Here is a 15,153-nt window from a genome sequence, read left to right as displayed (position 1 = left end):
AAGCCTCTACTTAAAAGGTGGAGGCTTATTTTAAAATTTTACATTCTATAAGGTGGGGTTACTTTTATAAATCTTCAGATTGAGTTGAGTTTCCACCTGGGGCTTGGATGTTTAGATTAGCTATAAATTCAAGAGATGCTCTTGAAAGAGGGACATTTTTCATTGTTATTATACCTATTTTTCTTGGAGTAATGCTTTCATTTAATTTAACTTCAAATAAATTATCATTTTTGATTAAGTCTAAAGCACTTTCCCTGAGAACCAAAGCTATCCCAAGACCAATCTTAGAAAACTCTAACAAAAGATCTATGCTTTCTAATTCAATTTCTGGAGTTATATCTAAATCATTTTTTGTGAAAAAGTAATCTGTGTTTTTTCTTGTAGAAGTACTTTTATCAAGCATCAAAAGAGGATAATTGACTAGTTCTTTAAGAAATATTTTTTTACCTTTTAAATGAGAAAATTTATAAGAGGCTACAAAGATATCTTGTAAGGTGACAAAATTTTTAATATTTAATGATTTATCATCCACTGGTAATGTTACTATTCCAAAGTCAATTGAGCCGTCCTTAAGTATTTGCTGGATTTGCAAAGATGTTCTGTTAACAACATGTATTTTGACTTTAGGGTATTTTGATATAAATTTTTGTATATAGGGTATAAGGTAGTATTTACATATTGTATCACTTACTCCTATTCGTATTTCTCCTCTTTCTAAAGTTTGAAACTGTAGTATTTTATTTTCAGCTGATTTAATAAAATTATACGCCTGTTCTATATGTTTAAATAGAACCTCTCCTTCAGGAGTGAGTTTTATTTCTCTTATTTTTCTAAAAAAAAGTTGATTGCCTAATTTGTCTTCTAAGCTCTTTATTGATTGACTTACAGCTGACTGAGATATATGGAGTTTTTTTGCGGCAATAGAAAAGCTTTGGTTTTTAGCAGTATAATAAAAAACTTTATATAATTCAAAATTAATATCCATAAGCACCTCTAATTTGTAGTATTAAATTTATTAATTTTACTTATTCATGTTATAATATTATAATATATTTTATAGAAAGTATAGGGACAAACTATAAGTTAATAAAAATTTTGAGACAAGAGAACCGTCCCCCTGTCTCGTTAGAAAGAGGTGTTTTATGATTAAAAATGTAAGAAGAGTTTTTGTTGAAAAGAAAAAAGGTTTTGATGTGGAAGGGCAGAGTTTATTTGCTGATTTAAAAGATAACCTTGGTATAAGTAATCTTAAATCTGTGAGAGTGATTAATAGATATGATGTGGAAGGTTTATCAGAGGATGAGTTTGAAGCATCAAAAAAGACTATATTTTCTGAACCCCCTGTAGACAGGATTTCTGATGAAACTATAGATATAGATGATAGTGATAGATTGATTTGTATAGAGTATTTACCTGGTCAATATGATCAAAGGGCAGATTCAGCTTCTCAATGTATACAGATACTTACTCATGGTGAAAAGCCTAAGGTAAAGGTAGCAAAGATTGTTGTTCTAAGTGGAGAGATTTGTGATAAAGAATATGAAAAAGCCAAAGAGTATTTGATAAACCCTGTAGAGTCTCAAGAGGCTTCTATGGAAAAACCAGACACGTTGGAAGTTGAAGTAAATGTGCCAGAAGATGTTAAAGTTTTAGATGGCTTTATAAATATGGATTCTTCAGAGCTTAAAGAATTTCGCAGTGAAATGGGATTTGCCATGTCACTTGAAGATTTAGAGTTTTGTAGAAACTACTTTAAGGATACTGAAAAAAGAGATCCTACCATGACAGAGATAAGGGTTATAGATACCTATTGGTCAGATCACTGTCGTCATACCACTTTTTTGACTAATATCAAAAGTGTAGAGATTGAAGATGGATATTATACCGAGCCAATAAAGGAAGCCTATAATAGTTATTTAGAGTCGAGAGATTTTGTATATGGGGATAGAGAAAAAGATATTTGTTTGATGGATATAGCCACTATTTCCATGAAAGAATTAAAAAAGAGAGGAAAGCTTGATGATTTAGACGAATCAGATGAAATAAATGCTTGTAGCATACAGGTAAAAGTTGATGTTGATGGCAGGGAAGAAGAGTGGCTGGTTATGTTTAAAAATGAGACACATAATCATCCAACAGAGATAGAACCTTTTGGTGGAGCGGCAACTTGTCTTGGCGGAGCCATAAGAGATCCTTTGTCAGGAAGATCATATGTTTATCAGGCTATGCGTGTTACTGGCAGCGGTGATCCAAGAACCAGCGTTGAAGATACTATATCAGGAAAGCTTCCTCAAAGAAAAATAACAACAGGAGCTGCTCATGGCTACAGTTCTTATGGAAACCAGATTGGTCTGTCAACAGGGCAGGTGGAAGAAATATATGATGAAGGTTATGTTGCAAAAAGGATGGAAATAGGTGCAGTTATAGGTGCCACGCCAAGGAAAAATGTAGTTAGAGAAAAACCTAATCCAGGAGATATAATTGTCTTGTTAGGAGGAAGAACAGGACGTGATGGGTGTGGAGGAGCAACAGGTTCTTCTAAAGAGCATACAGAAGAATCCCTTCTTACATGCGGAGCTGAAGTGCAAAAAGGTAATCCTCCTACAGAGAGAAAGATACAGCGTCTTTTCAGAAAGCCTTTAGTAAGTACAATGATTAAAAGATGTAATGACTTTGGCGCAGGAGGAGTTTCAGTAGCAATAGGTGAACTGGCAGATGGTTTAAATATAAATTTAGATGTGGTGCCAAAGAAATATGAAGGGCTTGATGGTACAGAAATCTCTATATCTGAATCACAGGAAAGAATGGCCGTTGTTATTTCAAAGGAAGATGTAGAGACTTTTATAAATGCTGCAAGGATTGAAAATCTTGAAGCTACTCCAGTTGCGAAAGTAACAAAAGAACCAAGACTTGTTATGACATGGAGAAATTCTGATATTGTAAATATAAGCAGAGACTTTTTAGATACAAATGGAGCCAAACAAAATGCCAATATTAAAGTAAATTCTCCATTAAAAGAAGAAAATTATTTTAAAAAGCCTTCTAATAAAATTGAGAATCTAGAAGAAGCTTGGTTTGAAAATTTACAGAATTTAAATGTATGTAGTAAAAAAGGCTTAGTGGAGATGTTTGACAGCACCATTGGAGCAAATACTGTGTTTATGCCATTTGGAGGCAAATATCAGATGAGTCCTCTAGAAGGTATGATAGCAAAAATACCTGTAGAAAGAGGAGATACAAAAACAGGAAGTATTATGACATATGGGTATAACCCTCTTATTTCAAGATGGAGTCCTTTTCATGGGGCGGTTTATGCTGTATTAGAATCTGTTGCAAAAGTAGTTGCAATGGGAGGAGATTACAAAAGTACAAGGTTAACATTTCAAGAGTATTTTGAAAAACTAGGTACTGACCCAGAAAAATGGGGTAAGCCTTTTAGTGCATTGCTTGGAGCATATTATGCACAAATGAAGTTTGGAATTGCTGCAATAGGAGGTAAGGATAGTATGTCAGGAACATTTAAAGACATGGATGTTCCACCTACATTGGTTTCTTTTGCGGTGAATGTGACAGATGTTAATAATACAGTATCCACAGAATTTAAAAAGACTAAAAGCAAAGCAGTTTTACTAACTGTGGATATTGATGAGAAGGGACTACCTGATTTTGAAGGTTTATATAAAAAGTATGAAAAAGTAAATGAAGTAATTAAAAAAGGTAAGGTTCTTTCTTCTCACAGTGTGCGTAAAGGTGGTATTTCAGAAGCAGTTAGCAAAATGTGTTTTGGTAATATGATTGGATTTAAATTTAAAGATGATATTGATGAAAATAAACTCTTTGAGCCTCTACATGGATCAATAATACTTGAATTTGATGAAAATGAAAGTGTAGAGCAATTGCTAAATGGCGTTGAGTTTGAAGTTTTAGGTACAACTCAGGAGAAAAAATCTATTGATATTAAAGGAAATAATATTTTGCTAGATAGACTCTGTAATAGTTGGGAAGAACCTTTAGAAATGATTTTTCCTGTAAAAACATTTTTAGAAGAGAAGAAACCAAAACAATATGAATATTCTACTAAAAATAATATAAAGCCTAAAGTATCTGTTGCAAAGCCAAGAATATTCATGCCTGTATTTCCAGGTACAAATTGTGAGTATGACACTGCAAAAGCTTTTGAAAGAGCAGGTGGAGAAGTTGAAGTTTTTGTAATGAAGAACCTATCTTCTAAAGAGGTTGATGAGTCAATAGGTGAGATGGCAAAAGCTATTCAAAAATCACAAATAATAATGTTACCTGGAGGATTTAGTGGCGGCGATGAGCCAGATGGATCAGGCAAGTTTATAGCTACAGCTTTTAGAAATCCAAAAATTAAGGATGCAGTGATGAATCTAATAAAGAACAGGGATGGATTAATGCTGGGGATTTGTAATGGTTTTCAAGCTTTAATTAAGCTAGGTCTTGTACCTTATGGTGAAATAAGAGATCTTTCAGAAGATAGTCCTACTTTAACATTTAATACTATAGGAAGACATGTTTCGTGCATGGTAAGAACAAGGGTTACTTCTAATTTATCACCATGGTTTAACAATGTTAATGTAGGGGATGTACACTCAATTCCAGTTTCCCATGGTGAAGGTAGATTTGTTGCAAATAATGAAGTTTTTGATATGATGGAGAAAAATGGACAGATTGCAACTCAATATGTAGATTTTGATGATAATGCAACTAATGATATAAGATTTAATCCTAATGGATCTTTTGAGGCTGTTGAGGGAATAACAAGTCCAGATGGCAGGATATTAGGTAAGATGGGGCATTCAGAAAGAATAGGTACAAATGTTATAAAAAATGTTCCAGGAGAAAAAGACCAAAAAATATTTGAAGCTGGAGTTAAGTACTTTAAGTAATGTTATAGATGTTTATTAGGGAATTTTCTTAAAAGACGATTATAAGACTTTTTGAAATGGTAAATTCAGTATAGGAGGATTAATATGCAGTATCGAAGATTTGGAAAGACAAATATTAATGTATCTGTATTGGGATATGGATGCATGAGGTTTCCTAAAAAAAATAAAAGAATTGATTTGGAAAAGACAGAAAACCAAATTTTAACTGCTGTAGAAAATGGGGTTAATTATTTTGATACTGCATATATATATCCAGGCAGTGAAGCGGCTTTAGGAGAAATAATTCAAAGAAATAATCTGAGGAATAAGGTTTATATTGCTACAAAAATTCCTTCGTATATGGTGAATTCTAAAAAAAGTATGGAAAAAGTATTAAAAGCACAGCTAAAAAGGCTAAAAACAGACTATATTGATTTTTATTTACTTCATTCCATTCAGGACACGAATAGCTGGGAGAAAGCAAAGAGAGACGGCTTGGTGAGTTTTTTAGAAGAAATGAAAGAAAAAGGTGTAATTAAGTTTATTGGTTTTTCATACCATGGAGGAAAAGATGATTTTAAGGAAATTATAAACGACTATAATTGGGACTTTTGTCAGATACAATATAACTACATCGATGAATACACTCAGGCAGGCATTGAAGGACTTAAATATGCATATTCAAAAGATATTGGTGTTGCAATTATGGGTTCTTTAAAAGGAGGGAGTATTGCAGGTCAGATGCCTCCTTCAATAAAAAAAATATGGGATAAGTTTCCTGTTGAGAGATCTTATGTGGATTGGGCTTTTAGGTGGCTTTGGAATCAAGAGGAAGTAGCAGTTACATTGTCAGGATTAAATGATGAAAGCCATATTATTGAAAATGTAAAGTTGGCAGACAAAATTAAAGTTGGTTCCCTTACAAAAGAAGAACTTGATATCTATAAAGAGGTTAAAGATGAGTATACAAGGCTTATGAAAGTTCCATGTACAGGATGTGCCTATTGTCTTCCATGTCCTGTTGGTGTAAACATTCCCTTTGCCTTTAACTATTACAATGCCAGATTTTTTTTCAACAAAAAAAGTGCTATTTTTAAGTATTTATTTTTTGGTGGAGATGTGCTAGGGGGAAGGAATTTTCTTGCTTCAAATTGTATTCACTGTGGTAAATGTGAAAAAGTGTGTCCACAGCATATAGAAATAATAAAAGAACTTAAAAATGTAACTAAAGAGATGGAACCTTGGTGGAGTAAATTACTTCTTTTTATGGGGAGGTTTTCGTTAAAGATAAAAAGATTATTTGATGGTAAGAAAAAATGAACTCATTTAGCTTTAGCTAAACGAGTTCATTAAAGTTAAATGAGTTTACTAAATTACTATCTTGGAAAATCAGTTATGATTTCTAAAATATATCTTTGTAATAATGTTGCATCGGTAGAGTCTATCCTTCCATCTCCATTTAGGTCGGCAGCTTCCATATTAGGTAGAGAATCAGTTAGTTCTAGTATGTATCTACTCATTAGTGTGTAGTCTGTAGTGTCTATTACTCCATCACCGTTTATGTCGCCATACATTATGTCATCAACAGGAGGAGGATCAGGAGTTTCGCCAGTAAATACAGTACAAATTTCGGCAGAATCCTTTAAACCATTAGGACCATTTATAATTGTCTCTCCCCAATCTGTAAGGTCTGTACCTGCCCAATCATTTGATAAATCAAGGTACTCAACACCACCGCTGTTACCTTTCCATGACCATGCAAGCCAGCCTACGCCAAGTTCTCTTGTATAACTTAAGATATAATCTTCATCTACGTCACCATCAAAGTGTCTATGTCCGAATTCGCCAATACAAACAGCAAGCCCTTCATTTATAACTCTGTCAATATTGTTTTTTATTTGGGCAGCATTTCCACCTGCATATTCGTACATATGTATCGAAAACATTGTGTTTTCAAGAGGGTCTGCATTAAAAACATCAACACCATAGTCGTGAATTGATGCTGGGTATTGACCCCAACCAGCTGCATCTACCATAAATGTATGAGTGAATCCAGCATCTCTTAGTGCTTGTATTGCCTGTATATATCCATCGGCCCAACCAGCACCATCCCAAGAACCGAACCATTCATTGGTGATATTGATAATTACAGTGTCTTCTTTTCCAATAAGAACATCTTTTATAGATATCCAATAATCAACTGCATCCATTAGAGGACCGATTTCGTCAACACCAAGAGGGTCATGTACCTCTAAAACTGGAATCATATTGTGTTGTTCGCATAAGTCAATTAGCATTTCTACAGATGAGGCATCGTCTCTTTGCCAATCGTCTTTAGTTCCATTTGAAAGAACTATCCTTACAGCATTAGCACCTGACTCTGCAATTGCAGGTATGGATTCTGCATAGTTATTTTTAAACCAAGTATGAGGATAGTTAATACCTTTCATTATAAAGTTATTACCGTTTGCGTCATAAAGATTGCTTCCTACCACTTGAAATTGTCCAGTTGGTTCAATTGGTGGAGGGGCTGGATTGTGTTCTCCGCTGCCACCTGAAGCTGAATCTCCAAGTGAAAAATCTGAAATTATTATAGACCCACTTGGTCTGGAAGAATCGAAGCACATAAATTTAAAGTCAACTCCCATAACGCTGTCAAGATCGTCAATGTTTGCTATGTTACTCCAGTCACTTGCTTCGGTTTTCCAAAGTGGTTCTTGAAGACTTAGTGAGACTTCTCTTGTTCTTCCAGCAGGAAGGTTTATTGTTTCAGATTCATGCCATTCCCACTCAGAACCTGTATTTATTCCCACTCCAAGCATAACTGAATCACTGGAATCATTTTCGATTGTAAAGTTAACAGCTTCATAATCTGACCAATCTTCATCTATTGAACCTGCTGTTGTGAGCCCAGCAGCATCATCTTGATCGCCAATATTACTATATTCGACGATTACAGAACCATCAGATCCTGTTACAGATACAGTACCTGTATGGTAGTCATCTGGAGCCTTCCATGTGTAGTCACCCATAGTTGTGGAAGCATTAACGACAACCATGCCTGTAATTAGGCTTGTCAATAGTAATACTGCACAACATAAAGAAATTCTTTTTTTCATTTACCATCCCTCTTTTCTAAAAAAATAATAAACTTGTCATAAATATAAAGACTAAAATGTGGTGTTTTTGGAGCATAATAAGAATGAGAAAATAGAAATTTATCATATGAACTATGAATTAACAGAAATTTTAAATATTACAAATCAACAAAGAATAATGTTTAATGTCTAAATTACTCCAACATATGATTACATGGTGTTAATTTCCCAGCTTTACACCTCCCCTGTAAAAAATCAAAATGTACGGTTAGAATTATCCCTCCTTCTTAAAGAACATAACAGGTTAAAATTAATTTTACATGTACAGTATAATTAATACTATACTATATTTATAATATTATTTAAAGTGAAAATTGATATTTTGTAATGTTATTTTTAAATTGTAACATTACAAAATATTTAATAATCCTATATTATTATTTTACAACTAGCATAATAATATTGTCAACAGGTATAAATGTGACTATCTTCTGTAGATAATACAGTTTATCTTATTCTAAGAGTCCACCTAAGGTAGAGTTGAGTCTTCAGCTGAAGACTCAATGTTTAGCTTTAGTTAAACGAGTTCACCACTTTGTAATTTTACTGAGTATTTTTTAATGGCTAAGAAAGTGCATTGCTTTCTGGCATCAAAAAAGTCTACCGAAAGGCTGTACTTTAAAGGATTACCCTAGCTTTAAATCGGCGGAGCCGACTTTTTTAATGGCTAAGAAAGTGCATTGCTTTCTGGCATCAAAAAAGTCTACCGAAAGGCTGTACTTTAAAGGATTACCCTAGCTTTAAATCGGCGGAGCCGACTTTTTTACAATTTCAATGTCATTATCTAATTCCTCTATAACCCTTTGATGCAGATTATTAACTATTGTAGCTGAAGGGGTTGAGGGGTTAGAGTATGCATCAAACCATTCTTCCCACCATATGATTCTTGCTTTCTCGTCTAAAGGTGTAAGTTGATATTCTGGCATTTTGTCAATGAGTGTTTTGTATAATTTATCAATATCTTGATCACCAAATAAAGGGTCACTATATACATTTGTAACATTATTTGAGTTCATAATATAAGACAGTTGTTCTATATGATTGTTTGAAAGTATTTCAATAGCTTTCCAAGCAGCTTCTTTGTTTTGTGATTGTGCAGGAATAGTAGCGATAGCACTTCCGGCCCAGCCAAATAATCCAAATGGCAGACGTGTCATACGCCATTTTCCATCTAACATGCCGTTTGTTGCTTCTTTAAGTGAATTAACATCTAACATGCTAGATTGAAACATTATAGTTTTTCCAGTCTGAAAGGAATTATTATCATTTGCCTCTATTAAATTATCATTTGATGCCAGTTCGTGCTTGTCTATAGTTTTTCCTAATTCCATCATATCAATAAAGATATCTGAATTTCTCATAAAATTAAAGTTTTCGTCAAATAAATTACAACTCAAATCGGCATAAAGAAGAAAATCATAACTGTTTAGTACTATATGCCGTCCACTTTCCTTAAAAGTTTTAGCCATACGAAGCCAATTGTCTATATCCTCCATATAGACAGCTAGTTCTTCAGGTTCTGCAGGAAATCCAGCTTCTTCAATTATGTCATGCCTATAAAAAGTGACACCAGGAATTTGTTTTACAGGTAGAGCTAAAAGTTTTTGATTGTCGAAGGAGTTAAAAACAGGTTTTAGATGTTTGGGATAATCAGAAAGCATTGATTTTGCATTATAGGGGGAAGCTGAAAGGTCGACAAATGCGTTGGTAGAGTTAAAGTTTGACATTGAGGCAGAACTAAATATAAATACATCAGGTAAATCTCCGTCGTTAAAAGCAGATGTATATTTTTCGCTCATTTTAAAAAATGGAATAATTTCATAATCAACTGTAGTATTTGGAAGTGCGTCATCAATCATAGATTTTAATTCTGGTTCCACATCATAAAAAGACCAGATAATAAGATTTTCGCTTTCAATTGTTTGCTCATCCTCTAAAGAATCGCTTTGATCAGGTGTATCCACTCCCTGTCCTGGTCTAGCAGGAGAAGTGGAAGAATTGTCTTGGTATTTACTGCACGATGTTGACAAAATAATAAAAATAGTCAATAATAGACAAAAGTATTTACGCATTTTAATACTCCAACCTTTCAATGATTTTTGAATTTTTCAATAATTTTTTGGACACTTGAATAAAGCTTTCTGCATCCATTGGATGTGCAAAATAATATCCTTGCATTTCGTCACAAAAGTGCTGTATCAAAAAGTTTTTTTCAAATTCCGTTTCGATACCTTCGGCGACCACTTTTAAGTTCATGCCATGAGCCAGTTCAATAATTGATTTTACAATGGAACTGTTATGTTTATCAATTCCTATATTTTTGACAAATGACTTGTCAATTTTAACTACATCTACAGGAAAATTTTTTAGCTGGCTAAGAGAAGAATATCCAGTGCCAAAATCGTCTATGGAGATTGACACTCCCATTGATTTTAACTTATTCAAAACGGAATTTACATATTCAGGATTTTTAATCATAAAGCCTTCTGTAATTTCAAGCTCTAAGTACTGGGATTCTAATTTTGTTTCCTCTAAAATAAGTTGAATTTCTTCAATTATACGCTCATTATAGAATTGTCTTGCTGAAAGGTTTACAGCAATACGAACCTTCTTAAATCCTTCATCTTGCCATTTCTTATTTTGCAGACATGCTTCTCTTAAAACCCACTGACCGACAGGTATGATAAGGTCTGATTGCTCTGCTATTGGTATAAATTTAGCAGGTGAAATAAAACCTTTTTCAGGATGCTTCCAGCGTATAAGTGCTTCCACTCCTTTTATTTCTGATGTAACACCGTCAACAATTGGCTGATAATGTAAACTAAGTTGGTTTGAATCTAAAGCTTTGCGTAAATTGTTTTCAAGCCATAGCTGTTCTGCCAGTCTACTTTGAAGAGATTTATTATATAGAGAATAAGTGTTGCGACCGTCTTCTTTTGCAATATACATAGAAGTATCTGCAAGTTTCATAAGTGTTTGGGGATTATCACTGTGCTGAGGAGACAGAGCAATTCCAATGCTTGATGTGATATGAAGTTCGTGTTGTTCAATGTAAACTGGTTGTCGAATTAATTCCAAAATATGTTGTGCTATATTTTCAGCAGTTTCTTGATTAGTTTCTTCTGCTATTGCAACAAATTCATCACCACTTACACGAAAGATACGAATATTTTCTGATTCTATTGTTTTTAATCTAGTAGCAATTTCTTTAAGTAAACTATCACCAACAGCATGACCGAGAGAATCGTTTACCTGTTTAAAACGATCTAAGTCAAAAAAGAATAAGGCAAAGGGCTTGTTAGATAAACCATTTGAAAAAATCTCAGTTAAAGCTTCCTGCATGGATAGACGATTTGGAAGACCGGTTAACAGGTCGTAGTATGCAAGGTGGTGTGTACGTTTAAACGTATTTTCTAAATTACATGTAACTGCTTTAAAATTATCTGATAACGCTTCAATTTCAAAAATGTTGCTTTTGTACCACTCAATTTGTATTCCTTTAGACAGACGTAAAGGAATACCTGTTGTGGTTTTAGCTAGGTTTGAAAGGGGCTTAAAAAATATTCGATTATAAAGTAAAGTTAAAAACAGTGTTGCGGAGCAAAAAAATAGATACATCCAAAGCAGTGAGACAATTGACTGTAACAAGTTTATCAGAAATGGAGAAAAAGGTGTCATTATAACTGCATTTAGATTTAAGCTGGGAAAGTTTTTTTCGCGAATTATGTATGCGTAGTTCCATTTTTCCAGTGTACTGTTAAAATTTCCATCAGGAATCCAATAAAATATATTTTCAGACTCAGAAATAGTGCTTCCACCTGAAGACCAGATAAAAGGTTGCTCTTTAGAAATTGTAATATTAGCTCCAAGTGGAATATTGTTATGGTCTGTAATTACAATTTCCGTATTAGCGTCAGAAGTTATTGACTGCAATTTTTGATTTAAAATTGAGGTTTGAAGAGTACCCTGTTGTTTTAAGGTGAAAATTTCGTTGTCTGTTTGATTGTTTAGATGATTTTCTATTGTTTGAAGTTGAGTGGCAAATTTGTTGTCAGCCAAATTTACAATATCTTTTATATTACTAACTCCCATTATGCCCACATATATAAAATAGGGAATGCTAATAGCTGCTAGGGTTGAATGAAGCATAATATTACTGAAACGAAAACCCATTGATGTATCTTTAATTCGATTTTCTTTTATTTTAATTGGATCGTATGAAAATAGTATGTCTACTAGGAGGCAGCTGAGTAAGGCGGTGGTAATTTCTTTTAGAACATTAAAGACAACAAAGTGCTCTATTGGAGGACTTGATGCTTTCAATAGTAAATATAAAACTGGACCTCCTATTAGAAGCCAAAATAGCATTGTGTTATGAATTAATTCCTTAGGTTTTTTTATCATCCTCAAAGAGATAAAAATAATTGCAGCAAAATGGATAATAGCTGGTTCAAAATTTATTGCACCGATATATGTCCCTAGGCCGTAAACAATTACAGAGGCTAGAACAGACAGCTTTAGTCCATACATGCAAATGGTAATTAGCATTGTGATGGTAGCCAGTGAGAGGGTGAATCCACCAAAAAAAGTAATGGGTTTTATTAAAAAAAACAGAGATAGTGCTAAAAGTGCAATATAAATAAATAATTTATGTGTTAACCCGTTAAGGTTATTTTTAATTAGCATAAACAGACATTCCCTCCAAAAGCTTTGCATTAAAGTTAGGGCAAATCAACTAGAATAAGGGGATTTGAAAACGTTTTTTTTAATATTGTAACTTAATTCTTTTGTATTGTATATAAATTCGACGAAATATCTTAAAATCCTTCTTTAAAGGATTATTTTTGATTTTTGTAAAAAGTATGGAATTTATATAATCATTAATTGTGTACATGAAAATTGTGATTATTTAGTAAAAGTAAAAAATATTCAACAAACTAAATTTATGTTGCATTTAATTAAAAAATATAATAAAATGTTAAAAAAGTGCTTCTATTTTCCAGCACAAAAATATTCGAGGGGGAGTAACAATGAAAAGAAATGTGAGAGTTTTTTTATTTGCATGTCTATCTTTATCCATGGTATTTACAATTTTAATGGGTTTAAGTCCTATTGAGACAAGGGCAAATACTGATGATGGAGAATTTATTTATGGTGATTTAAATGGTGATGGAAATGTTGACAGTACAGATGCGGCATTACTTACACGATATATGTTAGAAATTATATCAGATTTTCCTTCACCACATGGTATGAAAGCAGCAGACCTTAATGGTGATGGTGAAATTGATAGTATTGATTATACACTTTTGAGTAGGAAACTTCTTGATATAATAGATCATTTCCCAGTTGAGGACGCTTCTCCAACACCTGGTCCGATTGATACAGAACCACCTACCATTCCACAAAATGTAGAAGTGACAGGAACCACAAGTACAACAGTAACACTTAAGTGGGATCCTTCAACCGACAATGTGGGAGTGGCCGGATACAATATATATTTTGGCAATACAAAGATGAAAACTACTACTGACACAACAGCCACTGTGACAGAATTGTTGTCAGATCAAAAGTATATGTTCATTGTGACTGCATTTGATGAGGCAGGAAATGAGTCAGATGTAAGTGAATATATAGAGGCGACTACTTTATCAGGAGTTTCATCTCCAGCAGGTTTTATACAAGTTGAAGCGGGGAGGAGGCACTCATTAGGATTAAAAGAGGATGGTACAGTATGGATATGGGGAATGCAATATATACCTTCAGAAACCAAATGGGAACGTATTGAAGTTCCTGTCAAAATGAGTGAGTTAGAAAATATAACATATATTTCGGTTGGACATTCTCATAGTATGGCTTTAAGAGATGATGGAACTTTATGGACATGGAATAATACGACTTTTATGCACTCAGGAGACGAGATACCAAAAAAAATTGAAGAGTTAAAAGATATAAAGCTTATTGCAAGTGGTAAAGAAGTTTCGGCTGCAATTGATAAAAATAATGATGTTTGGTATTGGGGGGGAGTGAGTAATGAAATATTGTACCCTGCTAAGGTTGCAACTATTTCAGATGTTAAAAAAATACAAGCTGGAAGTGAACATATTATTATTTTAAAAAATGACGGTACTGTGTGGGGCTGGGGGCAAGAAAGGTATCTTGGTATTGGAGCATGGGGGATGTCAAGAGAAGTAACTAATCAACCAGTTCAAATTGATAAATTAGATAATATTGTAGATATAAGCGTATATTCTGGGCATACATTAGCATTAGAAAGCGATGGTACTGTTTGGGGATGGGGTAGTAATAATAATGGTGAGATGGGAGTTGATCCGTTTTTATCAAAATCAAGACCTTCAGAAATACCAGGATTTGAAGGTGCTAAGTCTGTTTTTGCAGGAAATGGCTATTCAATAGTATTAAAGAATGATGACAGTCTTTGGTTTTGTGGTAACGAGTACTTTGAGTCAACAACTATTGAATTTGCACCACCAAAAAAGATTTTAGAGGATTTTGTTTTCGAACATATATCAGTAGCATCTTCGACTATTGTAGCTTTAAAAGAGGAGGGTTCAGCTTGGAGTTGCTATATTGGATTTCCAAGGGATGAAATTGAATGGTGTTCTATATCTCCTGTCAAAGTACGTGATATAGACGACACAGGAATAAGCGAACTTCTTGCAAACAATGAGGTTGTTGAAAGATTTACAGAAGATATGCATCAATTCCCTATGATAATACCTTTTGGATCTGCACCTGAGATTGATGTACGTACATATCACCCTGATGCAACAGTTGAAATAACACAGGCTGATTCAATGCCTGGTACTGCCACAGTTGAAGTTACAGCTCCTGATGGACAGACAAAACAAACATATTCTATACATATGTATCTTCCTTCATATGCCGACCTTAGGCTTAATTACACATATGGAGAAACTGGAACAGGTGCATCGGGTAACTTTTCACGCACATATACTGATATGACAGCATTATCTCCTGGGTTCGAACTGGTATTTAGTAGAACATACAATTCAACAGACAACCGTATTGGACCTATGGGAAGAGGCTGGACTTTTGGGTTTGAATCTAGCATAGTGGATTCC

General features: G+C 33.7%; 7 protein-coding genes. 3 read left to right on the top strand and 4 right to left on the bottom strand.

Features of this window, described 5'->3' with window-relative positions; translation table 11 throughout:
• Positions 1-64: 64 nt before the first annotated feature.
• Positions 65-985 (bottom strand): LysR family transcriptional regulator, encoded by a 921-nt coding sequence (locus tag RBH29_RS13620; RefSeq protein WP_306697473.1) that lies wholly within the window; start codon positions 983-985, stop codon positions 65-67.
• A gap of 157 nt (positions 986-1,142) precedes the next feature.
• On the opposite strand from RBH29_RS13620, the gene RBH29_RS13615 reads away from it, so the two are divergent.
• Both RBH29_RS13615 and RBH29_RS13610 read left to right on the top strand, forming a co-directional pair.
• A complete protein-coding gene (locus tag RBH29_RS13615) occupies positions 1,143-4,910 on the top strand; it encodes a phosphoribosylformylglycinamidine synthase (RefSeq protein WP_306697472.1) in 3,768 nt (1,255 codons plus the stop codon).
• 84 nt (positions 4,911-4,994) lie between these two features.
• Entirely contained in the window at positions 4,995-6,209 is a 1,215-nt protein-coding gene (locus tag RBH29_RS13610; protein WP_306697471.1) for an aldo/keto reductase, read from the top strand.
• A 56-nt stretch (positions 6,210-6,265) separates the two neighbouring features.
• Here RBH29_RS13610 and RBH29_RS13605 read toward each other — a convergent pair whose 3' ends face one another.
• From RBH29_RS13605 to RBH29_RS13595, 3 genes are all read right to left on the bottom strand, one after another.
• Positions 6,266-8,008 (bottom strand): cellulase family glycosylhydrolase, encoded by a 1,743-nt coding sequence (locus RBH29_RS13605; RefSeq protein ID WP_306697470.1) that lies wholly within the window; start codon positions 8,006-8,008, stop codon positions 6,266-6,268.
• A 779-nt stretch (positions 8,009-8,787) separates the two neighbouring features.
• Positions 8,788-10,119 carry an ABC transporter substrate-binding protein gene (locus tag RBH29_RS13600; protein ID WP_306697469.1) on the bottom strand — a complete coding sequence of 444 codons (1,332 nt, stop codon included), beginning with the start codon at positions 10,117-10,119 and terminating at the stop codon, positions 8,788-8,790.
• Position 10,120: 1 nt separating this feature from the next.
• Positions 10,121-12,370, bottom strand: coding sequence for a putative bifunctional diguanylate cyclase/phosphodiesterase (locus RBH29_RS13595; RefSeq protein ID WP_306697468.1), 2,250 nt, complete (start codon positions 12,368-12,370; stop codon positions 10,121-10,123).
• A gap of 707 nt (positions 12,371-13,077) precedes the next feature.
• Here RBH29_RS13595 and RBH29_RS13590 point away from each other — a divergent pair.
• A partial coding sequence (locus tag RBH29_RS13590) for a dockerin type I domain-containing protein (RefSeq protein WP_306697467.1) occupies positions 13,078-15,153 on the top strand: 2,076 nt, incomplete at its 3' end.

The sequence above is a fragment of the Herbivorax alkaliphila genome (assembly GCF_030848475.1).
In the GTDB taxonomy this organism is placed as follows: Bacteria; Bacillota; Clostridia; order Acetivibrionales; family Acetivibrionaceae; genus Herbivorax.
The sequence above is the reverse complement of the archived record's forward strand: the minus strand, read 5'-3'. Positions and strand labels throughout refer to the sequence as shown.